Source organism: Nocardia sp. NPDC050793 (genome assembly GCF_040654065.1).
Taxonomy (GTDB): Bacteria; Actinomycetota; Actinomycetes; order Mycobacteriales; family Mycobacteriaceae; genus Nocardia.
This window is the reverse complement of the sequence record NZ_JBFAHG010000002.1, coordinates 915,409-940,290: the sequence shown is the minus strand read 5'-3', so window position 1 is coordinate 940,290 and position 24,882 is coordinate 915,409. Positions and strand designations below refer to the sequence as shown.

Annotated in this window: 23 protein-coding genes and 1 tRNA gene; 15 read left to right on the top strand and 9 right to left on the bottom strand. The window is 68.0% G+C overall.

The genetic code is table 11. The features are described from left to right. Positions 1-67 precede the first annotated feature (67 nt). On the top strand, positions 68-907 hold the full coding sequence (locus AB0H50_RS09725) for a phosphatase PAP2 family protein (protein ID WP_357449008.1): 840 nt from the start codon (positions 68-70) through the stop codon (positions 905-907). A gap of 54 nt (positions 908-961) precedes the next feature. On the opposite strand, the gene AB0H50_RS09720 is transcribed toward AB0H50_RS09725, so the two are convergent. The 4 genes from AB0H50_RS09720 to AB0H50_RS09705 form a co-directional block, all read right to left on the bottom strand. Continuing rightward, complete coding sequence (locus AB0H50_RS09720; RefSeq protein ID WP_357449006.1) at positions 962-1,909, bottom strand: hypothetical protein; 948 nt, start codon at positions 1,907-1,909, stop codon at positions 962-964. A 205-nt stretch (positions 1,910-2,114) separates the two neighbouring features. Next, positions 2,115-2,199: transfer RNA gene (locus tag AB0H50_RS09715), tRNA-Ser, on the bottom strand. Between the two features lie 24 nt (positions 2,200-2,223). After that, positions 2,224-2,688 (bottom strand): MarR family transcriptional regulator, encoded by a 465-nt coding sequence (locus AB0H50_RS09710; RefSeq protein ID WP_357449415.1) that lies wholly within the window; start codon positions 2,686-2,688, stop codon positions 2,224-2,226. A gap of 69 nt (positions 2,689-2,757) precedes the next feature. Next, entirely contained in the window at positions 2,758-3,933 is a 1,176-nt protein-coding gene (locus AB0H50_RS09705) for an alpha-hydroxy-acid oxidizing protein (protein WP_357449004.1), read from the bottom strand. 183 nt (positions 3,934-4,116) lie between these two features. On the opposite strand from AB0H50_RS09705, the gene AB0H50_RS09700 reads away from it, so the two are divergent. Next, on the top strand, positions 4,117-5,127 hold the full coding sequence (locus tag AB0H50_RS09700) for an NAD(P)H-quinone oxidoreductase (protein ID WP_357449002.1): 1,011 nt from the start codon (positions 4,117-4,119) through the stop codon (positions 5,125-5,127). 79 nt (positions 5,128-5,206) lie between these two features. Here the strand turns inward: AB0H50_RS09700 and AB0H50_RS09695 are convergent, their stop codons facing one another. Further along, positions 5,207-6,409, bottom strand: coding sequence for a cysteine desulfurase-like protein (locus tag AB0H50_RS09695; protein WP_357449000.1), 1,203 nt, complete (start codon positions 6,407-6,409; stop codon positions 5,207-5,209). Positions 6,410-6,837: 428 nt separating this feature from the next. Between AB0H50_RS09695 and AB0H50_RS09690 the strand changes: the two genes are divergently transcribed. The 7 genes from AB0H50_RS09690 to AB0H50_RS09660 all read left to right on the top strand — a co-directional run bounded on the left by AB0H50_RS09690 (position 6,838) and on the right by AB0H50_RS09660 (position 13,520). Beyond that, positions 6,838-7,440, top strand: coding sequence for a bacterial proteasome activator family protein (locus AB0H50_RS09690; RefSeq protein ID WP_357448998.1), 603 nt, complete (start codon positions 6,838-6,840; stop codon positions 7,438-7,440). Positions 7,441-7,692: 252 nt separating this feature from the next. Further along, on the top strand, positions 7,693-8,529 hold the full coding sequence (locus AB0H50_RS09685; protein WP_357449413.1) for an ABC transporter permease: 837 nt from the start codon (positions 7,693-7,695) through the stop codon (positions 8,527-8,529). An 11-nt stretch (positions 8,530-8,540) separates the two neighbouring features. After that, positions 8,541-9,392, top strand: coding sequence for an ABC transporter ATP-binding protein (locus AB0H50_RS09680; RefSeq protein WP_357448996.1), 852 nt, complete (start codon positions 8,541-8,543; stop codon positions 9,390-9,392). After that, positions 9,389-10,384 carry a glycosyltransferase family 2 protein gene (locus tag AB0H50_RS09675; RefSeq protein WP_357448994.1) on the top strand — a complete coding sequence of 332 codons (996 nt, stop codon included), beginning with the start codon at positions 9,389-9,391 and terminating at the stop codon, positions 10,382-10,384. The genes AB0H50_RS09680 and AB0H50_RS09675 overlap by 4 nt, the downstream gene beginning before the upstream one ends. 252 nt (positions 10,385-10,636) lie before the next feature. After that, entirely contained in the window at positions 10,637-11,683 is a 1,047-nt protein-coding gene (rsgA, locus tag AB0H50_RS09670; RefSeq protein ID WP_357448993.1) for a ribosome small subunit-dependent GTPase A, read from the top strand. Between the two features lie 151 nt (positions 11,684-11,834). Next, positions 11,835-12,686: an NAD(P)-dependent oxidoreductase gene (locus AB0H50_RS09665; protein WP_357448991.1), complete on the top strand. Its 852-nt coding sequence runs from the start codon at positions 11,835-11,837 to the stop codon at positions 12,684-12,686. Positions 12,687-12,899: 213 nt separating this feature from the next. Further along, positions 12,900-13,520, top strand: a complete 621-nt coding sequence (locus tag AB0H50_RS09660) for a hypothetical protein (RefSeq protein WP_357448989.1) — start codon at positions 12,900-12,902, stop codon at positions 13,518-13,520. Positions 13,521-13,562: 42 nt separating this feature from the next. On the opposite strand, the gene AB0H50_RS09655 is transcribed toward AB0H50_RS09660, so the two are convergent. Both AB0H50_RS09655 and AB0H50_RS09650 read right to left on the bottom strand, forming a co-directional pair. Further along, positions 13,563-15,461 carry a glycosyltransferase gene (locus AB0H50_RS09655; RefSeq protein WP_357448987.1) on the bottom strand — a complete coding sequence of 633 codons (1,899 nt, stop codon included), beginning with the start codon at positions 15,459-15,461 and terminating at the stop codon, positions 13,563-13,565. 127 nt (positions 15,462-15,588) lie between these two features. Further along, entirely contained in the window at positions 15,589-16,155 is a 567-nt protein-coding gene (locus AB0H50_RS09650; RefSeq protein ID WP_357448985.1) for a GtrA family protein, read from the bottom strand. Positions 16,156-16,264: 109 nt separating this feature from the next. Between AB0H50_RS09650 and AB0H50_RS09645 the strand changes: the two genes are divergently transcribed. Continuing rightward, a complete protein-coding gene (locus AB0H50_RS09645; protein WP_357448983.1) occupies positions 16,265-17,254 on the top strand; it encodes a glycosyltransferase in 990 nt (329 codons plus the stop codon). Positions 17,255-17,256: 2 nt separating this feature from the next. Beyond that, positions 17,257-18,903, top strand: coding sequence for a DUF2142 domain-containing protein (locus tag AB0H50_RS09640; protein WP_357449411.1), 1,647 nt, complete (start codon positions 17,257-17,259; stop codon positions 18,901-18,903). A 100-nt stretch (positions 18,904-19,003) separates the two neighbouring features. On the opposite strand, the gene rfbB is transcribed toward AB0H50_RS09640, so the two are convergent. Further along, positions 19,004-20,014, bottom strand: a complete 1,011-nt coding sequence (gene rfbB / locus AB0H50_RS09635) for a dTDP-glucose 4,6-dehydratase (protein ID WP_357448981.1) — start codon at positions 20,012-20,014, stop codon at positions 19,004-19,006. Between the two features lie 303 nt (positions 20,015-20,317). On the opposite strand from rfbB, the gene AB0H50_RS09630 reads away from it, so the two are divergent. Together AB0H50_RS09630 and AB0H50_RS09625 are read left to right on the top strand one after the other, a co-directional pair. Beyond that, positions 20,318-21,031 carry a hypothetical protein gene (locus AB0H50_RS09630; RefSeq protein WP_357448979.1) on the top strand — a complete coding sequence of 238 codons (714 nt, stop codon included), beginning with the start codon at positions 20,318-20,320 and terminating at the stop codon, positions 21,029-21,031. A gap of 375 nt (positions 21,032-21,406) precedes the next feature. Further along, positions 21,407-22,096 (top strand): hypothetical protein, encoded by a 690-nt coding sequence (locus AB0H50_RS09625; RefSeq protein ID WP_357448978.1) that lies wholly within the window; start codon positions 21,407-21,409, stop codon positions 22,094-22,096. A gap of 70 nt (positions 22,097-22,166) precedes the next feature. Here the strand turns inward: AB0H50_RS09625 and AB0H50_RS09620 are convergent, their stop codons facing one another. Continuing rightward, positions 22,167-23,159 (bottom strand): alpha/beta hydrolase, encoded by a 993-nt coding sequence (locus AB0H50_RS09620; protein ID WP_357448976.1) that lies wholly within the window; start codon positions 23,157-23,159, stop codon positions 22,167-22,169. A 283-nt stretch (positions 23,160-23,442) separates the two neighbouring features. Here AB0H50_RS09620 and rfbA point away from each other — a divergent pair, with 283 nt between their 5' ends. Then, positions 23,443-24,315 carry a glucose-1-phosphate thymidylyltransferase RfbA gene (rfbA, locus tag AB0H50_RS09615; protein ID WP_357448974.1) on the top strand — a complete coding sequence of 291 codons (873 nt, stop codon included), beginning with the start codon at positions 23,443-23,445 and terminating at the stop codon, positions 24,313-24,315. Positions 24,316-24,317: 2 nt separating this feature from the next. Continuing rightward, positions 24,318-24,866 carry a dTDP-4-dehydrorhamnose 3,5-epimerase gene (rfbC, locus tag AB0H50_RS09610; protein ID WP_357448972.1) on the top strand — a complete coding sequence of 183 codons (549 nt, stop codon included), beginning with the start codon at positions 24,318-24,320 and terminating at the stop codon, positions 24,864-24,866. Positions 24,867-24,882 lie beyond the last annotated feature (16 nt).

Genomic DNA, 24,882 nt, shown 5'->3' with positions numbered 1-24,882 from the left:
AACGGAGAATGCACCTCCGGTTAAACGTTTCGGCGGATCTGTTCAATGGCGAAGGAGGCCGCGGGCGATGGTGGCTGTCGGATTTCCCGGTCCGCCTCTGGAATTCGGCCTTCCGGCCACCGGAGTGGTCGAACGTCTGCGGGCGGCCGTGCACGGCCGCGGCGGCGAGGCGCTTCGACAGCTGGCCCTGATCACGGTGCTGTATCTCGGCTATCGCGCCGGTCGGATGATCACCGCCGACGACACCGAGCGCGCCTTCGGCAACGCACACGCACTGCTCGATGTCGAACACCGGCTGGGATTCCTCGCCGAGACCGCCGTACAGGAACCGTTCCTGCACTGGGACTTTCTTGCCGTCCCGGCCAATTTCTATTACGCGACCGCGCATTTCACCGTCGCCGTCGCGGTGATCGTATGGCTCTGGGTGTTCCGTCCCCGGCACTACCGCATGACGCGTAACCTCATGGTCGGCCTGACCGGCGCCGGCCTGCTGCTGCACGTGCTGTTGCCGCTCGCACCGCCGCGCATGCTGCCGGACCGCGGTTTCGTCGATGTGGCCGCCCTGCACGGTCAATCCGTCTACGGCCCCGCAGATTCCGAAGGAATGTCGAACCAGTTCGCGGCCATGCCCTCGCTACACGTCGGCTGGGCGCTGCTGCTCGCTGTCGCCGTGGTCGCCGCGACCCGCACCCGCTGGCGCTGGATCGCCCTCGCCCACCCCACGCTCACCATCGTCATCGTGATCGGCACCGGCAACCACTACTGGCTCGACGCCATCGTCGCCGTCCTGCTCCTCGCTGGAACCGCGGTGCTGCACCGGATGATCGTCCCCGCCGCGGCCACCTTGTGGGACGCGAACGAAGCTGCCGCACAGACCCGATCACCCGCCCGGGTCCAGCTGCCGTGAGTCCGCGTACCCGACAAGCCTTCCTCCGAGCCCCAACGGGAAGTTGGTGTCTGCTCAATGCTTTGCGTGGACCACGGGTTCGAGTTGGGGGCTCGCAGCGCCGGTGAGGTCGCGGCGGCGAACCACCACAAGCCCGGTGAAAGTCACGTAGAGGTCGCCGCGTGAGCGGATACCGGCGGGGAGACTATCGCCCATGCCGATCGAGTCTCGGAACTTTGGGCGCATTCCGTCACTGCCGCGGATCTGGGCCAGGCCGCACACGAGTTGGCCGAGGGTGGATCCGATCCATACGGGGAGCGCCACCATTTGGATGGGCATGAGGGCCCAGAAGAAGAATGCCGCGGCGAGCTCAGGGTCGGCATCGATGAGAAGTGCCACCGCTCCGCCCGCAGCGGGAGTTATGACCATGATCAGGACGAAGTCCACGACGCTGGAGCTCGCTTTGCGTAGATCGCGCGGGGATGGATAGCGCGGATCCCCGTCGGCGCCATGATATTCCGGCGCGCTGGATTGCTGGGTCGCGTGCGTGTCGTGGTGCATCGCGAGATCGGCGCGGTAGGCAATGAGGTCGCGTCCCCGGACGACTACGAGATGGGGCGCGAGGGTGTGTATGCCGCGGATCCGGAAGGGGATGGTCGGGTGACGCACGATGGCGCGGGCGATGTCGCGGATGCGCGGGCGGGCCGCGTCACTGCACCGAACGATGGTCAGCCCGCAAATCAACTGGCCGATGCTGGCCCCGATGATGCTCGGAAGCAGGAAGTACTGAGCGAACACCAGGAACAGGATGAAGGGGTATCCACCGAACATCACGACATTTGAGCCGAGGCTGTACACAGTGATCAGCAGCCAAATAACGCCGGCGGCCGCCACGAGTATCAACATCAGGTCGGCGATGTTGGCAACAATACTGCGGAGCCGACGCGGCGACGGGAACCACGGATCCCCCTCGGCCCCAAGATATTCCGCTGCACCGCTGCGCGGTCCCCCTCCGAAACTCACCGCGCAATCATGGCACACGGCACTAGGGTGCGTCCTCGAAGTGGTTGTGGCTGATTCGGACGAAAGTCCCATGATCGGCCCGACCACAGGCGGGGGTCCGGGGGCGGAGCCCGCCGGGCGGGGTGTGGGGGTCGCACCCCCACAAAACATTGCGAAGCGAACCCGGCTCATGCCCTCCATGAGCATGAGCCACCCATGAGCGGAGCGGAGACGGAGGGATTTGAACCCCCGGTCGCTCTCGCGACGCTCGCTTTCAAGGCGAGTGCATTCGGCCGCTCTGCCACGTCTCCAGGCCCACGATCCTAACGGACGGTTCAGTCGGCTCGCTCGCCGATTATCTTGTCGACGCGGGCGAACACCTCACCGATCACAGCGAGGTGTTCGGGAACGAGCAGGTCGATGAAGTCGTTGCGGACGGCTTCGACGTGGCCTGGGGCGGCGGCTTCGAGGCGGCGCATGCCCTCGTCCGTGAGTTCGGCGACGACGCCGCGGCCGTCTTCTTCGCAGGTGTTCCGGCGCACCATGTCCTGCGCCTCCATCCGCCGGATCTGGTGGGTGAGCCTGCTGCGGGAGGAGAGCACACCGTCGGCGAGTTCGCTCATGCGCAGCGAGCGGCCCGGCGCCTCGGACAGCAGCACCAGGATTCGGTAGTCGGCGAGGCTGAGATCGCTGTCGCGCTGCAACTGCCGGTTCAGCGCCGTCATCAGCCGCTGATGTCCGTCCATGTAGGCGCGCCACGCGCGCTGCTGCGTCGGACTCAGCCAGCGAGGCTCGGGCATGCGACCGCTTGGTTCGGGATCCACCGCCCTATTCTAAACAGCCCTGAACTGGGCAAACCCCGATTCTGTTCAGCGGACGGCGGCGATCATGCCGCGGTTCAGATCGGCAGGCCTCGCGCATCCGGACAGCCCGAGCACCGAGTCCAGATCGGCGAGCAGCAACCGCAGCGCGTGCCTGGCGCCGTCGCGGCCCGCGATGCCGAGACCGTAGGCGTACGGCCGCCCGTACAGCACCGCCTTGGCGCCGAGCGCCAAGGCGATGAGCACGTCGGAGCCGCTGCGCACGCCGGAGTCGAACAGCACGTCGGCGCGGTCGCCGACGGACGCGACGATCGCGGGCAGCGCGTCGAGCGCCGCGATGGACCCGTCCACCTGGCGGCCGCCGTGGTTGCTGACCACCACCGCGTCGGCGCCCGCGTCCACCACGAGACGGGCGTCGTCCGGGTGCAGCACGCCCTTGACCGCGATCGGCAGGTCGGTCCATTCGCGCAGGTGGGCGAGGTCGGCGGGGCGGAGGTTGTGGTTGCCGAAGAGCCCGACCCAGGTGAGGATCGCGACCCGCATGGCGTCCTCGCTCTCCTCGGGCGGCGTCGGCAGCTTCGCACGGAACACCGGGTCGGACAGATAGTTGGCGATGCCTTTGCCGTGCAGGAACGGCAGGTGCGCCAGCTGGAGATCCTGCGGCCGCCAGCCGAGGGTCGGGGTGTCGATCGTGACCACGATGGCCTTGGCTCCCGCGCGCTCGGCCCGCTGCACGAACGAACGCGCCAGCTCCGGATCGTTGGGCCAATAGAGCTGATACCACCATTCGCCCGCGGCCGCGCCGACCTCCTCGATGGTGGACGAGGCCGCGGTGGACAGCACCGACCCGATCCCCAGTTCCTTGGTGACCTCGGCGACGATCACCTCGCCGCCCGCGTGCATCAGCTCGAGCACGCCGATCGGCGCGGTCAGCACCGGTGCGGCCAGCCGGGTGCCGAGCACCTCCACCGAGAGATCGCGCGTGCCAGGCCCGGTGGTGCCGCGCAGCATGCGGGGGATGATCCGGTACTTGTCGAAGGCGGCGCGGTTGGCCGCCGCGGTGCGCTCCGCCGACGCGCTGCCTGCGACGTAGGCGTATTCGGCAGGCCCGAGGACTTCCTTGGCGCGCTGTTCCAAACCCGCGGCCGTCATGGGCAGCTCGGGCACGATACCGCCCAATCCGCCCAGGTAGATCTCGTTTTGGAAGTCGATGAAGCTGCTCACGCGGGGAAGGCTAGTCCGTTGTGTCCGTTCCCGCAGGACGCTGAGCGAATAAGCGGCGTTCGCCGACCGAGCGCATCCGCGGCCTGCGCCGATCGGGCGAATCTGCCGCGAGCCCCGATCGAGCGGATCCGCGGCGAGCGGGTCGCGCGGCTGGCACGGTGAACGGCGGGGCACTATGGGGTGATGCGTGCGATCGAGCTGAAAGAATTCGGCGGGCCCGAGGTGCTCACGTGGGGCGAGGCCCCTGATCCCGCGCCGGGCCACGGCGAGGTGTTGATCGATGTGGTGGCCGCGGGGGTGAACCGCGCGGACCTGCTCCAGCGCCAAGGTTTCTACGCACCGCCCGCGGGCGCGAGCGAGATCATCGGTCTGGAGTGCTCGGGCGTCATCGCCGAGGTCGGCGAGGGCGTGCGGGACTGGCGGGTCGGCGACCGGGTGTGCGCGCTGCTGTCGGGCGGCGGCTACGCCGAGCGGGTGGTCGTTCCTACGGGCCAGGTGCTCCCGGTGCCGGAGGGCCTGGATCTCGCTGCGGCGGCGGCTCTTCCGGAGGTGGCGGCCACGGTGTGGTCGAACCTGGTGATGACGGCCGGTCTGCACGCGGGCCAGCTGGTGCTGATCCACGGCGGTGGCAGCGGCATCGGCACGCACGCCATCCAGCTCGCGGTGCACAAGGGCGCGCGGGTGGCGGTCACCGCGGGCTCGGCCGAGAAGCTGGCGCGCTGCGCCGAACTCGGCGCGAGCGTGCTGATCAACTATCGCGAGGACGATTTCGTCGCCGCCGTGCGCGCCGAGCGGTCCGGTGCGAACGGACCCGGCGCCGACATCATCCTCGACAACATGGGCGCCGCCTATCTGTCCCGCAACGTCGAGGCGCTGGCCAAGCACGGCCACCTGGTGGTGATCGGCATGCAGGGCGGCGTGCAAGCCGAGCTGAACCTCGGTGCGCTGCTGTCGAAGTGGGGTTCGGTGCACGCGACGAACGTGCGCAACCGCCCCGCCACCGGCACGGGAAGCAAGGCCGAGATCATCGCCGATGTACGCAGGCACGTCTGGCCGCTGATCGCCGACGGCACCATCGTTCCGGTGATCCACGCCGAGCTGCCGATCGCCGAGGCCGCCGAGGCGCACCGGATGCTGGATGGCGCCGACACCTTCGGCAAGGTCGTGCTGCGGGTGCGCGAAGACGCGAAATGAACTGAGCGATCCGAGCTGAGTGAACCGAACGCGGCGAGCCGACGCGTCTCGAGAGCCGGGTGCGGTCTCGAGACCCGGCTCACTCCAGAGCGGCGAGCGCGCGGCCGAGCTGGTCGATCTCGAATCTGGTTGTGTAGGGCGCGAGTCCGACGGTCACGGCGCCGCCTTCGTCGTTGACGCCGAGCGCGTCGAGCAACCTGCTCCCGCCGTGCACGCCGCTGAGCGTGCCGATGCGGGCGTCGGCCAGCTTGGCGGCGATCTTCTCCGCCTGCATGCCCGCCATGGTGAAGCTGACGGTCGGGATCCGCGTCGAGGCGCGGCCGATCACGGTCAGGCCGGAGATCTTGTCCAGGGTGTCCATCAGGTGCTCGAAGAGCTGGTCGTGGTAGTCCTGCAGCGAGGTGATGGAGATTTCCAGCCGCTCGCGGCGGGTGCCGCTGGCCCGCTCGTCCAGGCCGGCGAGGAAGTCGATGGATGTGGTGAGCCCGGCCAGCAGCGCGTACTGGTGGCCGCCGACCTCGAGTCGTTCGGCGCCCTTCGCGTAGGGGTTCAACGACATCGAGGGGATCCGGTCCAGGAACGCGGGATCACGGAACACCAGCGCGCCGATCTGCGGTCCGCCCCACGCGGGTGCGCTCAGCGCGACCACATCGGCGTTGAGCTCGTCGATATCGATGAGCGCGTAGGGCGCGGCGCCGAACGCGTCGGCGACCAGCAGACCGCCCACCTCGTGCACCCGGTCGGCGGCCACCCGCACGGCGGGCGCGGAGCCGACGATGGGGGAAGCCGCGGTCAATGCCACCAGTCGGGCTGTCGGCCCGATCAGCTCCTCGAACTGCCAGGACGGCATCTCGCAGGTCTCGATCTCGACCTCGGCCCAGCGCACGTGCGCGCCGTAGCGGTTGGCGATCCGCAGCCACGGCGCGACGTTGGCCTCGTCGTCCAGGCGGGACAGCACGATCCCGGTGCCGAGACCGAGCCGGGAGCTCAGCGATTCCGCGAGCCAGGCCAGCAACACCGCCCGGTCGGGGCCGAGCACGACGCCCGCCGGATCACCGCCGACCAGATCGGCGACGGCCTCGCGGGCGGCGTCCAGAATGGCCGCGCTGCGCACCGCTGCGCCGTTGCGGCCGATGTGTGAGAACGACGACGTGCGGAAACCCGTTGACACGGCACGAGATACCGAATCCGGGACAAGCATGCCCGCCTGCGGATCGAGATGGATCCAGCCGTCGCCCAGGGACGGTATCAGGCCCCGAACCCTCGCGACGTCGTAAGTCATGCTGGCCACTCTAAGGGCAGCGGGCAAGCCTGCGTAACCGCCTTCCCCTCCTGGCCTGCTCGCGAAGGCGTCGGCACGGCACGCGGCGCGGACCGGACGACGAACGGACGCGGCCGGCTCGGCACCGACCCGGACCTGGGGTTTCGCCCGGGGCTCCGCCGGTGAGGGCGGGGCGGCGCGAGGCAGGACCGACGGGGGCGGGACCGCTCCGTGCTCAGTCGCTCGGAACCGGACCGTTCAGGACTGGGCGCCGATGCGCGGCGACGCAGCGACCCGGGAATCAGCATGGCAACCGACTTTCAGCAAATCCGAACCACACGGACCCGAACAGAATAGTCGGCGCCGTCCGGCCGCGGCACCGGCCTGGCCACCTCCACCCGGACGTGCCCGTTTAGCGCGTCCGGCGACGACGCGACATGATAGGGAACATGACGCACTCGGATGAGTCACCCGATTCCATCGTCGTGGTCGGACCCGACGGGCGGCCGCTGATCATCCCGGCCGACGCGGGCACCCCGCTGACCGGACAGGTGGTCACCGACGGCGACGAGAAGGCCGACGACGCGACCGACCGCGAGGACGCCGGCGAGTCGCTCGCCGACATGGTGGAGCAGCCTGCCAAGGTCATGCGCATCGGCACCATGATCAAGCAGCTGCTCGAGGAGGTGCGCGCGGCTCCGCTCGACGACGCGAGCCGCACTCGGCTCAGGGAGATCCACAAGTCCTCGGTGCGCGAGCTCGAGCAGGGCTTGGCCCCGGAGCTTCGCGACGAACTCGAGCGTCTGACCTTGCCGTTCACCGACGACGCCGTGCCATCCGACGCCGAGCTGCGTATCGCCCAAGCCCAGCTGGTCGGCTGGCTGGAGGGCCTGTTCCACGGCATCCAGACCGCGCTGTTCGCCCAGCAGATGGCCGCTCGCGCGCAGCTCGAGCAAATGCGCCAGGGCGCGCTGCCGCCCGGCCTGCACGCGATGGACCCGCGCGGCGGCCGCGGCGACCACGCGACGGGCGGTTCCGGCCAGTACCTGTAACCCCGCTTGGCTGGTGACGAATTTCCCCGGTCCGGCGTGTACCAGCGGACCCGATGTGAGGATGCAAGGGTAGGGTCGAGCACCGTGCCCGCCGCTGCCGCTCGCCCCGACTCCGATGAGAGTACGGCGCGTCCTGAAGAGAGCCCAGTGCGTTCAGATGACAGCTTGCGTTCCGACAGTCCCTCGACCACCGAAGAGCGTCCGGTGAGTGCTGAGAGCACCGCGCCGGAGCAGCCGAGCGAGACCGAGGCGATGACGCCGCTCGTCTCGGACTCGCAGACCTTCGGGCGCGCGGTCAAGGACATGCGCGACGGCTTCGGCCAGCGCGAGCTATGGCTGTCGCTGGGCTGGCAGGACATCAAACAGCGCTACCGGCGCTCGGTGCTCGGCCCGTTCTGGATCACCATCGCGACCGGCGTGCAGGCCGCGGCGATGGGCATTCTCTACGCGACGCTGCTCGATCAGCCGCTGCGCGAATACCTGCCCTACGTGACCGTCGGGTTGATCGTCTGGAACGTGATCCAGGCGAGCATTCTCGATGGCTCGGAGGTGTTCATCGCCAATGAGGGCCTGATCAAACAGCTTCCCTCCGCGCTGAGCGTGCACGTGTATCGGCTGGTGTGGCGGCAACTGCTGTTCTTCGCCCACAACATGGTCATCTACCTGGTGCTGCTGGCGGCGTTCGGGATATGGGAGAACCTGCGCTGGTCGAGCCTGCTTGCGATACCGGCGATCGGCCTGATCTTCCTCAATTCCATGTGGGTGTCGATCGTGTTCGGCATCTTCAGCACCCGGTACCGGGATATCGCGCCGATTCTCAGCAGCACCACGCTGATGCTTTTCGTGCTGACGCCGGTGATGTGGACGACAAAAACCCTGGAAGACCAGATCGGCGGGGCAAGCGACCGAGCCAGGCTGGTGGAGATCATCCCGACCTTCCACTATCTGGAAATCGTGCGCGCTCCCCTGCTCGGTGAACCACAGGAACTGCGGCACTGGGTGATCGTCGGCACGATCACGGTGGTGGGCTGGATCGTCGCGGCGTTGGCCATGAAGCAGTACCGTTCGCGCGTACCGTACTGGGTATAGGAGCCGCAGCGATGAGCCGTGTGAGTATCGAAACCCGTCAGGCGTGGGTCGAGTTCCCGATCTTCGACGCCAAGTCGCGGTCTCTGAAAAAGGCGTTCCTCGGCAAGGCGGGCGGCGCGATCGGGCGCAACCAATCCGATGTGGTCGTGGTCGAAGCGTTGCGCGACATCACGATGTCACTGAAGGAAGGCGACCGGGTCGGCCTGGTCGGCCACAACGGCGCGGGCAAATCCACGCTGCTGCGCCTGCTTTCGGGAATCTATGAACCGTCCCGCGGCAGCGCGCGCATTCGCGGGCGGGTGGCGCCGGTATTCGACCTCGGCGTCGGCATGGACCCCGAGATCTCCGGCTACGAGAACATCATCATTCGCGGGCTGTTCCTCGGCCAGACCCGTAAGCAGATGCTCGCCAAGATCGACGAGATCGCCGAGTTCACCGAGCTCGGCGAATACCTGCAGATGCCGTTGCGCACCTATTCGACCGGTATGCGGGTGCGGCTGGCGATGGGCGTCGTCACCTCCATCGACCCGGAAATCCTGCTGCTCGACGAGGGCATCGGCGCGGTCGACGCGGAATTCATGAAGAAGGCACGGCTGCGTTTACAGGAACTCGTCGCGCGTTCTGGCATTCTGGTGTTCGCCAGCCATTCCAATGAATTCCTCGCTCAGCTCTGCGATTCCGCACTGTGGATCGATCACGGACAGATCCGGTTGCGCGGCGGCATCGAAGAGGTGGTGCGCGCGTACGAGGGTCCGGACGCCGGAAACCACGTCGCGACCGTGCTGAAGGAAATGGCAGCGGAGCGGGCGGCGACCGAAAAGTCCGAGGACAGCGCACGAGAACTGGAGCGAAACAACGCATGAACGAGCCGACCGGGCAGGACGCCCCGATCACCGCTGGGGCGCAGACCCCGGTCGACTCGACCGAACCGGAGCGGGTGTACACGCCGAGCGACACCGGTCCGGGCGCACGCATCATCGCCGTCGTGGTCACCCACAAGCGCCGTGAGCTGCTCGCCGAATCGCTGAAGGTCGTCACCTCCCAGTCGCGGCCGGTCGATCACCTCATCGTGGTGGACAACGGCAACGAGCCCGAGGTCGCCGAACTGGTCGAGCAGCAGCCGATCGAGACCACCTACCTCGGCTCCGCCCACAACCTCGGCGGCGCGGGCGGTTTCGCGCTCGGCATCCTGCACGCGCTGACCCAGGGCGCGGACTGGGTGTGGCTGGCCGACGACGACGGACGACCCGAGGGCGCCGAGGTGCTGGCCACCCTGCTCGACTGCGCGAAGCGGCACGGGCTCGCCGAGGTCTCCCCGGTGGTCTGCGATATCGACGACCCGGACCGCCTGGCCTTCCCGCTGCGCCGCGGCGTGGTTTGGCGGCGGCTGCGTTCCGAACTCGGCGACGAGGACTTCCTGCCCGGCATCGCGTCGCTGTTCAACGGCGCGCTCATCTCCGCGGCGGCGGTCGACCTGATCGGCGTGCCCGACCTACGCCTGTTCGTGCGCGGCGACGAGGTGGAGGTGCACCGCAGGCTGGTCCGCTCGGGCCTGCCCTTCGGCACCTGCCTGCAGACCGCCTATCTGCATCCCAACGGCGCCGCCGAATTCAAGCCGATCCTGGGCGGCCGGATGCACACCCAGTACCCCGACGATCCGGTGAAGCGCTACTTCACCTACCGCAACCGCGGCTATCTGATGGCCCAGCCCGGTATGCGCAAACTGTTGCCGCAGGAGTGGATTCGCTTCTCCTGGTTCTTCCTCGTCACCCGCCGCGATCCCGCGGGGTTGAAGGAGTGGTTCCATTTGCGGTCGCTCGGGCGGAACGAGCAGTTCGGGAAGCCGGAGAAGTAGGGGGTCGGGGGGACGGGGTTCCTTTGGGGTGGGCGATAAATCGGTTGCGGGGGTGGTGAGGGGTCTGGCAGGGTTTTGGGAGATTCGAGGTTCGAGACGGAAGTGAGGAGGTGGAGATCGTGACGACGAACGTTCGGGTTGTCGTGCCCGTGTGCGCCGCGCTGAAGCGCGTTGCCGCACCGCACTCCACCTCTGTTTCCTCTCGCTGAACCCAGGTCGGGTTCGGCGCCCGACGAATGGATTCTTCCCATCATGGTCGACTACGACCTGCTCATCCCTTACGGCTGGACGGAAGCCGTAGCCAACGAATACGCCGCACTCATCGACGACGGGTGCGTGCCCGCGCGGGTGATCCGGATGGATCGCAGCGAATGTGATGTCGCGACGCCAGAAGGTTGGGCGCGCGCGAAGTGCCCGCGTTCGGATGCCGAGCCGAGCGGCTTGTGCACCGGCGACTGGGTGAGCCTCGACGCGCGGCGCAACGTGCGCGCGCTGCTGCCGCGCCGCTCCGCGATCGTGCGTTCGACGGCGTCGCGGCGGTCCGAGGGCCAAGTGCTCGCGGCCAATGTGGACACCGTGCTGGTCTGCGCGGCCGCAGATGGCGACGTCGACCTCGGCCGGATCGAACGACTGCTCACCCTGGCCTGGGAAAGCAACGCGCAACCGGTCGTCGCGCTCACCAAAGCCGATGCGGCGGAGGATGTTCCGATCGAGGCAGTACAGGCCGTCGCGCCGGGCGCCACGGTGCTCGCGGTCAGCGCGGCGAGCGGGTACGGCATCGATGTGCTCACCGCCGTGCTGGACGGGACGGTCGCGCTGATCGGCCCCTCCGGTGCGGGCAAGTCGACGCTGGCCAACGCGCTGCTCGGCGCGGAAGTGTTCGCCACCAACGCCGTTCGCGCGGTGGACAAGAAGGGCAGGCACACCACCGTGCACCGGGAGCTGCGCCCGCTGCCGAACGGCGGAACCCTCATCGACACTCCCGGTCTGCGCGGCGTCGGCCTGTTGGATGCCGCCGAAGGGCTGGAGAAGACCTTCAGCGATATCGAATCCCTCGCCGCCGCATGCCGTTTCGATGACTGCTCGCACGAGAGCGAACCCGGGTGCGCGGTGCGCGATGCCCTCGAGACGGGGGCGCTCTCCCAGCGCCGCTTCGACAGCTATCGCAAGCTCGCCAAGGAGAACGCCTGGATGGCGGCCCGGGTCGACAAGCGGTTGCAAGCCGAGCGCGATCGCGCCTGGCGCGGCATCAGGAAGGAGCAGCGCCGGATGTATCGGGAGCGGGGCTCGAAGCGCTGACGGTCGAGCCAGCGCATCGCCTCCGGTAGGCGCTCGGCCACATCGGTGCGACCACCCGCGCCCTATGCAACTAGGTGCATAGGGCGCGGGGTTACGCTTAGCCTGCAAGGCGTGGCAGCCGCGATCCGCGGCACGACGACAGGAGCAGGCCATGACGGAACCGGGTTCGAAGCCGCTGGCGGGCAAGACGATGATCATGTCGGGCGGCAGCCGCGGCATCGGTCTCGAGATCGCCAAGCGCGCCGCGGCCGACGGCGCCAACATCACGTTGATCGCCAAGACCGATCAGCCGCATCCCAAGCTCCCCGGCACGATCCACACCGCGGCCGCGGAACTCGAGGAGGCGGGCGGTCAGGTGCTGCCGTTCGTCGGCGACGTGCGGGTCGACGAGTCGGTGGCCGAGGCGGTGCGCCTGACCGTGGAACGCTTCGGCGGCATCGACATCGTCGTGAACAACGCCTCGGCGATCGACCTGTCCAATACCGACGCGCTGTCGATGAAGAAGTACGACCTGATGCAGGACATCAACTGCCGCGGCAGCTTCCTGCTGTCCAAGCTGAGCCTGCCGCACCTGCGCGAATCGGCGAAGGCCGGGCGCAACCCGCACATCCTCACCCTCTCCCCGCCGCTGAACCTGGACCCGAAGTGGGCCGGCGCATCGCTGGGCTACACCATCGCCAAGTACGGCATGTCGCTCACCACGCTCGGTCTGGCGGAAGAGTTGAAGGGCGACGGCATCGGGGTGAACTCGCTATGGCCGCGCACCACCATCGCCACCGCCGCGGTGCGCAACCTGCTCGGCGGCGAGCAGATGGTCGCCACCTCGCGCACCCCCGACATCTACGCCGACTCCGCCTACCTGGTGCTCACCTCCCCCGCCGAGAAGACCACCGGCAATTTCTTCATCGATGACGAGGTGCTCGCCGCGCACGGCATCACCGACCTCGACAAATACCGTGTGGTCCCCGGCGACGCCGAGCTCACCACCGACCTCTTCCTCTAGCGGTCATCGAACTGGCCCGGCGCTCCCCAGCTTTCGCCTGACCACTCCGGCACCGGGCTTCGCAGACCCTCCGCACGCCTCGCAGACCATGCAACCTCTGCGAGGCGTGTGGAACCTCTGTGCGGCCTATTGCCTGAAAGTCGCTGGCGGAGAAGTGTGAGATGTACCGGTGGCGCCACCGGGGCGCTGCCCCGAGCACAGAGGGGGTGGACCGTGTTCGCACGTTCTACCACTATTCATGCGCGAACCTCCGAGATAGACGCCGGGATCGCGCACGTGCGCGACGTAGTAATGCCCGCGGTGGAAGGCATACGCGGCTGTGTCGGGCTGTCATTGCTGGTCGACCGACGTTCCGGGCGATGCATAATCACGACGGCGTGGGAGACCGAGCAAGCGATGCACGACAGCGCGGTCCGGGTGCGGCCGATCCGGGAGCGCGCGGCCGAGGCATTCGGCGGCAACGCGGAAGTCCAGGAATGGGATATCGCCGTGCTGCACCGCGACCACCGCTCACGAGAAGGCGCCTGTGTGCGCGCGGTTTGGGTGGAGGGTGACCCGAATCGAGCCGATACGGCGATCGAGACCTACAAATCTCACGCTCTGCCCGAGTTGGAAAGCCTGGAAGGCTTCTGCAGCGCGAGCCTGATGGTCGACCGCGCTTCCGGCCGCGGCGTCTCCACCGTCACCTTCGACAGCGCGGACGCGATGGACCGCAACCGCGAGCAGGCCACGGCGATGCGCGAAACCAATACCAAGCGCGCGGGCATGCGGGTGATCGACGTCCGCGAATTCGAGCTGGCGCTCGCGCACCTGCGCGTACCCGAATTGGTGTGACCGTCCCGCGGCGCCGCCGTGACGACGGCGCCGCGTTCCGGCTCAGTCCCTGATGCCGTAGAGGCGCTCCCAGTTGGCGCGGCTGGTGAGTTCGGGCATGGCGGCGCGGTACTGCTCCTGCAGGGTGGGCAGTTCCTTGCGCAGGCGACGCAGCACGTGGAACGTGCGCCGCAGCAGCGCGCGGGCGCGTACCTTGTCGCGCTGCCGGACCCGGACGCCGGACTGCGAGGCGTCGGTGACCACGACGTGATCGAACAGCGAGACGTGCCACCAGTGCGCGTCCTCGCGGGTGACCCCGATCAGGCCGTGCTGGGTGCGGCCGAACCACTGGTTGATCGCGCGCTTGACGAGCACCAGCGCTTCCCGGCTCGGCTCGCCGTTCGCCCGGCGCAACTGGATGTCGGCCGCGCGCACCGGCGGCGTCGCAGCCGGGTGCTTGATCGTCTCGCCGTAGTCGGCGCGGCTGGTGCGGGCCGCGGCCAGCGCGGCGATACCGCCGTCGCGCAGCACCTTCGGCCCCTCCAGGAAGTCCTCGATGCCCTGCAGCGTCGTGTGCACCAGCCCGTACTGCATGGCGACCAGGTGCTCGGCGATGTTGCGGAACAGCTGTTTGGTGATCTTCTTGCCGTCCAGATCGGCGTGCATGGCTCCGACGATGAGCGAGTTGCGCGTGCTGAAGTAGCGCGCCCAGTCGTCGTAGTCCTTCCAGTAGAAGTCCGCGTGCCAGACCGCCGCGTTGGGCAGCGTGACGGTGACGAAACCGTGCTCCCGCGCGCGCACGCCGTACTCCACGTCGTCCCACTGGAAGAAGATCGGAATCGGCAGCCCGATCTTCGCGACCACCTCGGCCGGGATCAGGCAGGTCCACCAGGCGTTGTAGCCCGCGTCGACGCGGCGCTCCTGGTTCTTCTTGAGCATGCTGGTGTTGCGCAGCGCCTTGGGCACCTTCTGGCCGTGCCGCAGCTCGTGCAGGTGCACTTCCTCGGCGCCGACGTTGAGGTAGTCGGGGTTGAGCAGGAACAGCATCTGCGCGCCGACCAGCATGGGTTCCACCGTCATGTTGGCGAAGGCGTTGAGCCGCAGCACCGTTTCCGGTTCGCACAGGATGTCGTCGTCCATCAGGATGACGTCCGCGTGCTCGTTCACCGCGGAGACCTCGTAGAGCCCGCGCGTGAAGCCGCCCGCGCCGCCCAGATTCGGCTGACGGATGTAGCGCAGTTTGTCGCCGAAGACGGGCTGCACCTCCTGGTACCGCGGCCGGTCCTGCACCAGGTCGGTGCCCTGATCCACCACGTAGACCGCATCGATGGCGGCGAGCACGGTGGCGTCGGAGGCCAGCGCGGCCACCGTCTCGGCGCAGTCAGCGGCCCGGTTGAAGGTGCAGATCGCGATGGCCACCGGGCGGATGCGCTCGGGGGCGACGGAGGACCAGGTGAGTTCGGAGATGCCGAGCTCACCGCCGTCGGCGTCGAATTCCAGCCACATCGCGCCGCCGTCGACGTACTGGTCGAGCGGCGCGGTCAGGGTGAGCGGACCGCTCGCGTCGACCGTCGCGGTGTCGATGATCCTGCGGTGGCCCGCGATGTCCGAGGCGACCAGCCTGATCCTGGCCTTCTTCGTCACGTCGAGCACCATCGTGGCGCGGACCTCGGTGACAGTGGTCCAGCGCTGCCAGTAGCTGGCCGAGAATCGGCCGAAGTAGGTGTTGGTGTGGGCGGTGGCGCCCTTGTCCAGGTGCAACGCCAGTCGTTCGCGCGTCGAGCGTCCCTTGACCACCGCGTAGAGTTCGTCGCTCACCTTGGCCGATGGACCGGTGAAGATGCCACGCTGCAGGACCAACCTGTCCGGTGCCCGGTGATCGGCACGCAACGAAGCGGGCGCGGCGGCGGGCGTAGCGTGATCGTTCGATTCGGTAACGGCCTGGGTAGCCGACTGCTCCATGAAGTCCTCGAAATCCTCATTTATTGCCGACGGGACAGACACGTCCCTGGATACCGTGCGCGGCGGGAGCGAGGATATCAACCGACGTCGGACCCTGCCCGTCCAGCAACCAGGGGTACCTCACCCACTATTGTTGCTGTTTGTTTGCCGGTTCGCCGGTAAAGACGAATTTGTCATAGGCCCAATACCGGAAGACCACCGCGACGATCTGGCCGACGAGCGTTCCCGAGATGTTGTCCGACAGCGGGCTCGACAGGTCGAGAACGTAGCGGGAGAAGCCGAGGCAGCCCAGTTGCAGGCCGATGGCGATCACGTTGAACACCGCGTAGAGCAGATACTCCCGCGCCGGATTACCGGTCTGCTGGTGGCCGAAGGTCCACCACTTGTTGCCGAAGTAGGTCACCACCGTCGCGACCGCGATCGCGATGATCTTGGCGGGCAGCGGTGAGTGGTACAGCACACCTTCGCCACCCCAGAACACCAGCGCGTTGTAGGTGCCCGCGTCGACGAGGAACCCGATCGCACCGACCACCAGGAAGGCCGCGCCCTTGCGCAGTGCGCCGGTCACCTTGGCGGTCAGCGGCACGCTCGCCGCGGCGGTGAGGGCGGACTCGGGCGCAGGCTGCGCGGGTTCGGTCTGCGTCGATCGAGTGGAGCGCTCGGGAACGGACACGGGCTGCTCGGGGGAAGACACCGGGCGACGGTACCCCAGCACCTGAATGCCTCGGGTGCGCGCCGGAGGCCGTGAGCCATGTACCCTCCCGATGTTCCCCATTCACGCCGACATCGAGGAATGACCCCGGGTGGACTCCACCGAGCTTCGTATTGCCGCCGTGGTCCCGTGCCACAACGAGGAGGCCTCGGTGGCCAAGGTCGTCGCCGACCTGCAGGCCGCCGTGCCGGGAATCGTCGTCTACGTCTACGACAACCTGAGCACCGACCGGACCTCCGAGCTCGCCCGCGAGGCAGGCGCGATCGTCCGTCAGGAACACACCAAGGGCAAGGGCAACGTGGTGCGGCGCGCTTTCGCCGACATCGAGGCCGACGTCTACCTGATGATCGACGGCGACGACACCTACGAGGCCGGCGACGCCCCGCGGATGATCAAGACGCTGCTCGACGGCCCCTACGATCACGTGCTCGGCGTGCGCAAGCAGGACGCCACCGGCACCGCGTACCGCGCGGGCCACGAGACCGGCAACCGGGTGCTCAACGGCGTGGTCGGCAAGGTGTTCGGCGAGAACGTCGAAGACATGCTCAGCGGCTTCCGGGTGTTCTCGCGCCGCTTCGTCAAGAGCTTCCCCGCGGTCTCCCGCGAGTTCGAGATCGAGACCGAGCTGACCGTGCACTCGCTGCACCTTCGGGTGCCGCAGACCGCAGTGCCGGTCGGCTTCCGCGATCGCCCGGCGGGCAGCGAGTCCAAGCTGCGCACCTACCACGACGGTTTCAAGATCCTCGCGTTGATCATCGGCCTGGCCAGGCACGAGCGCCCGGTCGCGTTCTACGGGTTGTTCGGCACGCTGAGCTGGCTGGTCTCGATCGTGCTGACGATCCCGATCGTCATCGAGTTCACCAGGACGCACGAGGTTCCGCGCTTCCCCACCCTGTTCCTCGGCTTCACCCTGCTGCTGCTGGGCAGCCTGGCCTGGACCGCCGGATTGATCCTCGACGGCATCCGTCGTTCCCGGCACGAGGCCGCGCGCCTGGTCTACCTGCGGTATTCGGCGGTCGCCGCGGACGACGACCCGTTCCGAAACGGCGGTGACGCGCAGACCCGTGGGAACACGCGGTGACGATGTCCGCCGATCGCGGCACCACCGAGGAGACCGAAGCGGGCACGGCGCCGACCAACGGATCTGGCCACAAGGACGGCGCACCGGCTTCCGCCGACCCTGCCGAGACGGCGCCCGAGGCCGAAGCCGATGCGCATGAACAGGATTCGGCGAAGTCGCCGGGCGCGGTCGAGAAGGCCGCGCGCGCGATCGTGACTCGCTTCGGCGCGGCGACGGTCGCTTTCGCCGTGCTCACCACGCTCTTCGGCACGTTGTTCACGGTGCTCACCCCGCCGTTCTGGGGCCACGACGAGATCACCCAGTTCGGCCGCGCCTACCAGGTCGCATACGGCGGATTCCTGCCGCAGCGGATCCAGGACGATCGCGGCCTCGCCTACGGCGGTGACGTGCCCGTCAGCATCGACGCGCTGATGGGCTACTCGTTCCGCGACTACCAGGACAACCCGGAAGAGCCGGGTGCGATGGTGTCCGATCCCGGCGCGTACGACCGGCTGAAGAGCGCCCAGGTCGATTCGCCGATGGAGCCGGTGTGGTTCACCAACACCGCCGCCTACTCCCCCGTGCCGTATGTGCCCGCCGCCGTGGGCATCCGGGCCGCCGCGCTGCTCGATCTCGACGTGGGCTCGATGGTGACACTGACCAGGCTCGCGGGTCTGCTCAGCTATCTGGTCGTGGTCGGTTTCGGCCTGTACGCGCTGCGCGCGCACCGGGTGCAGTGGCTCGCGTTCACCGTCGCCGTGCTGCCGATCGCGGTGTTCCAGGCGGGCACGGTCACCGCCGACACCCTCACCAACGCCTTGGCCATCATGGTGTCCGCGCTGCTGATCAAGGCGCTGTTCCTCGGCAACCGGCTGACCCGCACCGAGACGGCCGCGCTGCTCGGCGCGACGCTGCTGCTTCCGGTCAGCAAGCCGACCTACGTGCTGCTCGCCATGTTGGTGGTGCTGGTTCCGGTGGACCGCTTCGCGTTCTTCGGCGCCGCGGCGGGTTCCGGCTTCAGCTGGCGACGACTCGTGCCGTGGGCGTTCGCCGCCGGGGGCGCGCTGGTTTTCGCGGTCTGGATGAAAATCGCCGCGCCGACCGGCGACGGCATGAGCCTGATGCGCCCGCGCCACCAGTGGTACACCGTCAAACCCGGTGAACAACTCGGCGAGATACTCGGTGATCCGCTGCACTTCCTGAACGTCTTCGGCGACAGCATCTTCTACCGCGATCAGCGCTGGTTCACCCAGTTCTTCGGCGAGCTCGGCTTCGCCTACATCGACGTGCCTGCCATCGCGATGCTGGCCTGCCTGCTCGCCTTCGCGGTGAGCCTCGGCATCGCGGACCGGATGAACCCGCGCACCGCCACGTTCGTGCGCACGCTGATCGTCGCGCTCACCGTGGCGGCCAGCGTCGCGATGATCTACGTGACGCTGTACATGTCGTTCACGCCGGTCGGCTACTACATCATCGACGGCGTGCAGGGCCGGTACTTCGTGCCGCTGGCGCTGATCGCCTTCGCGGCGCTGCTGCGTTGGATGCCGTTGCGGCTCACCGATGCCAGGGGGAAGACGCCGACGTCGGGCGCTGCCGTCACGATCGTCGTCGCGAGCTCGGTCGCGCTGATCGCCTCGGTCGCGAAGTACAGCACGATCGTCTGGGGCTGATCCCGCACGCTCGCGCCTCGCGCCGCCGCGCTGAATCACTCACCGCTGCGCTGAATTCCCCGCCGACGCACAAGCGCGGCAGGCTACGGAACCCGGTCGGTTACACGGATCCCAGGGTCTGCTCGCCCGCCGCCGCGTAGGCGCGTTCGGTCGCGGCTTTGTCCGGGCGCCACCAGGATTCGTTGTCCCGGTACCACTGGATGGTGGCCGCCAAGCCCGCGCGGAAGTCGGCGTAACGCGGTTCCCAGCCGAGTTCGGTGCGCAGCAACGTGGCGTCGATCGCGTAGCGCTGGTCGTGGCCGGGACGGTCGGTGACGTGGTCGAAATCGTCGGGATCGCGATCGAACGCCTCGAGCAGCATCCGCACCACGGTCTTGTTGTCGAGCTCGCCGTTCGCGCCGATCAGATAGGTCTGGCCGACGCGGCCGCGGTCGAGGATGTCCCAGACCGCCCGGTTGTGATCGTCGACGTGGATCCAGTCGCGGATCTGATGACCCGCGCCGTAGAGCCGGGGCCGCACGCCGTCGATCAGATTGGTGATCTGGCGCGGGATGAACTTCTCCACGTGCTGGTAGGGCCCGTAGTTGTTGCTGCAGTTGGACAGCGTCGCGCGCACGCCGAAGGAGCGGGCCCAGGCCCGGACCAGCAGATCGCTGGACGCCTTCGTCGCGGAGTACGGGCTGGACGGGTTGTACGGGGTGCGCTCGGTGAAGGCGGGCTCGTCGGCGGTGAGGTCGCCGTACACCTCGTCGGTGGAGACGTGGTGGTAGCGCACGTCGTGGCGGCGCACGGCCTGCAGCAGCGCGTAGGTGCCGACGATATTGGTCTGCACGAACGGCCACGGCTCGGTCAGCGAGTTGTCGTTGTGCGATTCGGCGGCGAAATGGACCACGGCGTCGACCCCGCTGACCAGTTCGTCGACCAGGTCGAGATCGGCGATATCGCCGTGCACGAAATCGATTCGGCCCGCGACCGGTTCGAGCGACGCCTTGTTACCCGCGTAGGTCAGGGCGTCCAACACGGTCACTGTCGTGTCGGGTCGCTCGGCCACCGTCTGGTGGACGAAATTCGCACCGATGAAGCCGGCACCGCCGGTTACGAGCAATCGCACCCCACGACTTTACGTGGATCGGGTCCCGACCTCTATGACGGTGGGCTATGAAAGGTACGGACGTTCTGGAGAGCGTGCATGTGACCTTCGTCTCACTACTTTTGGGTAGAAAGTGACGACCGGTTTGGTTCGCCGTCGAAATCCCTGTTCCGCGTGTACGTTTCCGAGTTCGCACCGCACTGTGAGTCATGATGGTGAACAAAATTTGAATTAACGGTCACAACCGGTTCACCACGCGTTAGCTGGTCTAGATTTCGATCATCTAGTCCCCTCCGAACGCTTCACATCGAGGATCCAAACGAAATGCTGATGAGGAAATTCGCCGCCACCTCGGCGCTGCTGATCGCCGCCCTCGGCGTCACCGCAGGCACCGTCAACGCGGCCCCTGAGGCTCCGGCCGCCGACGCGCCGATCAACTTCACCGCGAAGTCCACCGACACCCAGTCGATCATCACCCTCGACTCCGGCTCGCTGGTCGTCGAGGATGACGCCCTCAAGATCAAGGCCGCCGACGGCACCGTGGTCGCGGGCACCCCGCTGAAGTTCCGCGTCGACGAGTTCGAGCTCCCGATCGCCGCCGAGATCTCCGACCGCACTGCGACTCTGACGCCGCAGCTCGACGTTGACAAGGCCGTGTACAAGCCGGTCGCCCTGCCCTACGAGGACAAGGCGCCGTGGAAGAACGAGTACGACCGTGAGCTCGCCGCGTTCAACCGCCTGAAGGACACCATCAGCATGGGCGCCACCATCGGCACCCTGGTCGGCGGCCTCGGCGGCGGCGCTGTGGGCTGTGTCCTCGGCGGCATCGCGGGCGCGACCGTCGCGTCGGCCACCATCGTCGGCCTGTTCGGTCCGTTCATTCCGGCCGCGGCCGTCGGCTGCATCGGCGGCATCCTGGCCGTGGGTGCCCTCGGCGCCCTCGCCGGCCAGATCTTCATCACCGCCCCGGTGGCGATCGGTGCTGCGATCCAGTACTTCGCCACCATCAACCAGCCGTTCACGCCTCCGGCCAAGTAATTCTGAACGGCTTGCCGCACAACTGAATTCGCACAACTGAAGACGCGAACCAGAAAGCCCCACCCGGCCGACCGGGTGGGGCTTTCGCGTACCGGGCGACGTCTACTCCGATGCGCAGCCGCCACAGCGGGCGCACATTCTCCGCAACCAAGGCACGGCCGCCGCATGTCGCGCCACCGCACACTTGACCTGACCCAAGGTCAAGGTTTTAACGTCGATGCAGAGCCGGGGATCGAACGGCTCCGAACAGGGAATTGCCGAAGCGGACCGGTAATCGAGTGAACACAATCTTAACATTGCCGATTCGTATGGTTACCAATTGTTTTCCACTCCGCGCGCAGTTCCTGGCACATCGCGAATAAGGGATACGGACAAATGCTGATGAGGAAATTCGCCGCAACCGCCTGGCTGCTGGTCGCCGTCGTGGCGAGCACCGCGGGCACCGCCGCCGCAGACGCCGAGGCGGTGGGCTTCACGGCGAGCGCCACCGGCGACACCGCCGTGCTCGGCATCGACGCCGGAGCGCTCGTGATCGCCGACGACATCCTCGAGATCAGGGCCGACGACGGCACCGTCCTCGCGGGCACCCCGCTGAAGTTCCGCGTCGACGACTTCGAATTCCCCATCGCCGCACAGATTTCCGGCCGCACCGCGACCCTGAGCCCACAGCTGTCCATGGACAAGGCCGTCTACGAGCCGGTCGCCCTGCCCTTCGAGGACAAGGCGCCGTGGAAGTCCGAGTACGAGCGCGAGCAGGCCGCTTGGGCGCGGATGTCGAGCACCATCGGCCTCGGGGTGAGCATGGGCGCGCTGCTCGGCGGTTTGGGTGGCGCTGCGGTCGGCTGCGTGCTCGGCGGCATCGTGGGCGCATCCGTGGCCGCGGCCACCATCGCGGGACTGTTCGGGCCGTTCCTGCCCGCGGCCGCCGTCGGCTGTCTCGGCGGAGTCGCCGCGATCGGCCCGCTCGGCGTGGTCGCCGGTCAGCTGTTCGTGACCGCGCCCGTCGCTGTCGCGGCGGTCGCCCAGTACTTCACCACGATCAACGCGCCGTTCCCCGCGAAGTGAGGTAATGCGCCGAGTATCCCGCCCCGGGCGCGGGCCCGGGGCGGGACGAGACTCGTCCGGCCGACCGTGATCAGGCCGTCCGAGCCTGCTCCAACTGCTCGAACCTGGTGCGCACGAAGCGCGCGACCCGGCCGAGCGCAGCCCGGGATTCAGGCAGGTTCGGGGCGATGCTCATGAACGCGTGTACCTGGCCGCGCCACAGCTCCACCGCATGCGGTACGCCCGCCGCAGTGAGCCGCCGTGCCATCAGCTCGCAGTCGTAGCGCAGCACCTCGTCCTCCGCGGCGATCATCAGCACCGGGGGCAGCCCGGCGAGCGCGCCGTTCACCGGCGAGAGCAGCGGATCGAGCGCGCCGTCGATCTCCGCGCCGAGCTTCACGACCGCCTCCAGCGCCGACAGCGGGATATAAGGGTCGCGCGCGACGTTGACGTAGTCGCGTTTGGCCGCGTAGTCCAGGTCGAGCAGCGGGCTCAGTCCGATCAACCCGGCCGGCGCGGGCAGCCCGGCCTGTATCGCGCGCAGCGCGGTCGCGAAACTCAGGTAGCCGCCCGCGGAATCACCGGCGAAGACGATTCGCGCCGGATCGGCGCCGTGCCGGAGCAGCCAGCGGTAGGCGGTGAGGCAATCCTCGATCGACCGGCCGATGCTGCCCGCGGGGAGCTGGCGATAGTCGACGTTGACCACCGGAAGACCGATACGCCTGGCCAGGCTGGCCGCGACCGGTCGGTGCGTCTCCAGCCCGCACACCGCGAACCCGCCGCCGTGCATGTACAGCACCGCGCCGTGTCGCATGGCCCGCCCCGCGCCGGAGGGGCGCACGATCTCCATCCGGAAACCACCCAGGCTGACCTGCTCGCGGTCGATGCCGTGCGGGGCCGGACGCAATCGGGCCAGCCCGTCGATGGCGAACGCGCCGACCGGGATGGTGGCCCTGGTGATCGGGGCGACCCGCAGCATCGGCCGCACCACACCGCGGCAGGTCGCCAGCAGCAGCCGCGCCGCGGCGCTCGGGCCGTCCGGATTCATCACGACGGCGGAGCCCTCGCCCGTGGTCGCTGTCATCGCGCACCTACCTCATCCTGGCGCGCCGAACCCGACCTGGCGGAACCGAACCGTTCAGGCGGGCCGCGGGCGAGAGTCAGCGCCGACATCTCACGCTGCGTACATTCGCGACCGCCTCCGAGGCCATCGCTCATGTCGCAGCGTGTTTCAGAAGACCACGGGAATGTGATCCATGCAACATCAATCGCCCGGCACGCCAGGCAGCGAAACATTCGTGATGAATTCGTGCACGAGTCGGAACCTCCCCGAATCCGGGAGCGGTCGAACTGGCAGACTCCTGGGCATGCGCGGAATCATCTTGGCGGGCGGCACCGGTTCCCGGCTTCACCCGATCACGCGCGGTGTTAGCAAGCAGCTGGTGCCGGTCTACGACAAACCGATGGTCTATTACCCGCTGTCCACCCTGATGCTCGCGGGCATCAAGGACATCCTGGTGATCACCACACCGGAGGACGCCGACGCGTTCGCCAGGCTGCTCGGCGACGGCTCCCAGTTCGGCATCTCGATCAGCTACGTCGTGCAACCCGAGCCGGACGGCCTCGCGCGCGCCTTCGTGCTCGGCGCGGATCACATCGGCAACGAGTGCGCGGCCCTCGTGCTCGGTGACAACATCTTCCACGGGCCCGGCCTCGGCACCAGCCTGAACCGGTTCGCCGGGATCGACGGCGGCGCGGTGTTCGCGTACTGGGTGTCGGACCCGACCGCCTACGGCGTCGTCGAGTTCACCGAAGGACGTGCGGTGTCGATCGAGGAGAAGCCCAAGGTCCCGCGCTCCAACTACGCCATCCCCGGGCTGTACTTCTACGACAACGACGTGGTGGAGATCGCCCGCGGACTGCGGCCTTCGGCGCGCGGCGAATACGAGATCACCGACATCAACCGCGCCTACCTGGAACAGGACCGGCTGCGCGTCGACGTGCTCGCCCGCGGCACCGCCTGGCTGGACACCGGCACTTTCGACTCGCTGCTGGACGCCGCCAACTACGTGCGCACCATCGAGGAGCGGCAGGGTCTGAAGATCGGCGTGCCGGAGGAGGTCGCCTGGCGGATGGGGTACATCGATGACGAGCAATTGCGCGCCCGCGCCGAGCCGCTCGTCCGGTCCGGCTACGGCGGCTACCTGATCGATCTGCTGGAACGCGGCCGGGATTGGTGAGCATGGAAATCCGGGAGCTCGCGGTGCCCGGCGCGTGGGTGGTCACCCCGCGCCGGTTCCAGGACGAGCGTGGCACCTTCGTCGAGTCGTTCAAGGCCTCCGAGTTCGAGAAGGCGACCGGACGGCCGTTCGAGCTGCACCAGGTGAACTGCTCGGTCTCGGCCGCAGGCGTGCTGCGCGGGATCCACTACACCGAAGACCCGCCCGGCCAGGCCAAATACGTGACCTGCGTGCGCGGCGCCTTCCTGGACGTGGTGGTGGATCTGCGCCCCGGCTCGCCGACCTACGGTCGCTGGGACAGCGTGCTGCTCGACGACGTGGACCGGCGCTCGGTGTTCCTGTCCGAAGGACTGGGCCACGCCATCCTCTCGCTGGAGGACGAGTCGACGGTCACCTATCTGTGCTCCATCGAGTACACCCCCGAATTCGACAGGGACCTGGACGCTTTCGACCCTCGGCTGGGGATCGAATGGCCGAAGGCCGGCCGCGACGGCGCGCCGCTGACCTACGTGCGCTCCCCCAAAGACGCCGCCGCGCCGCCGTTCTCCTGAGTTCTTCGAAAAGCCG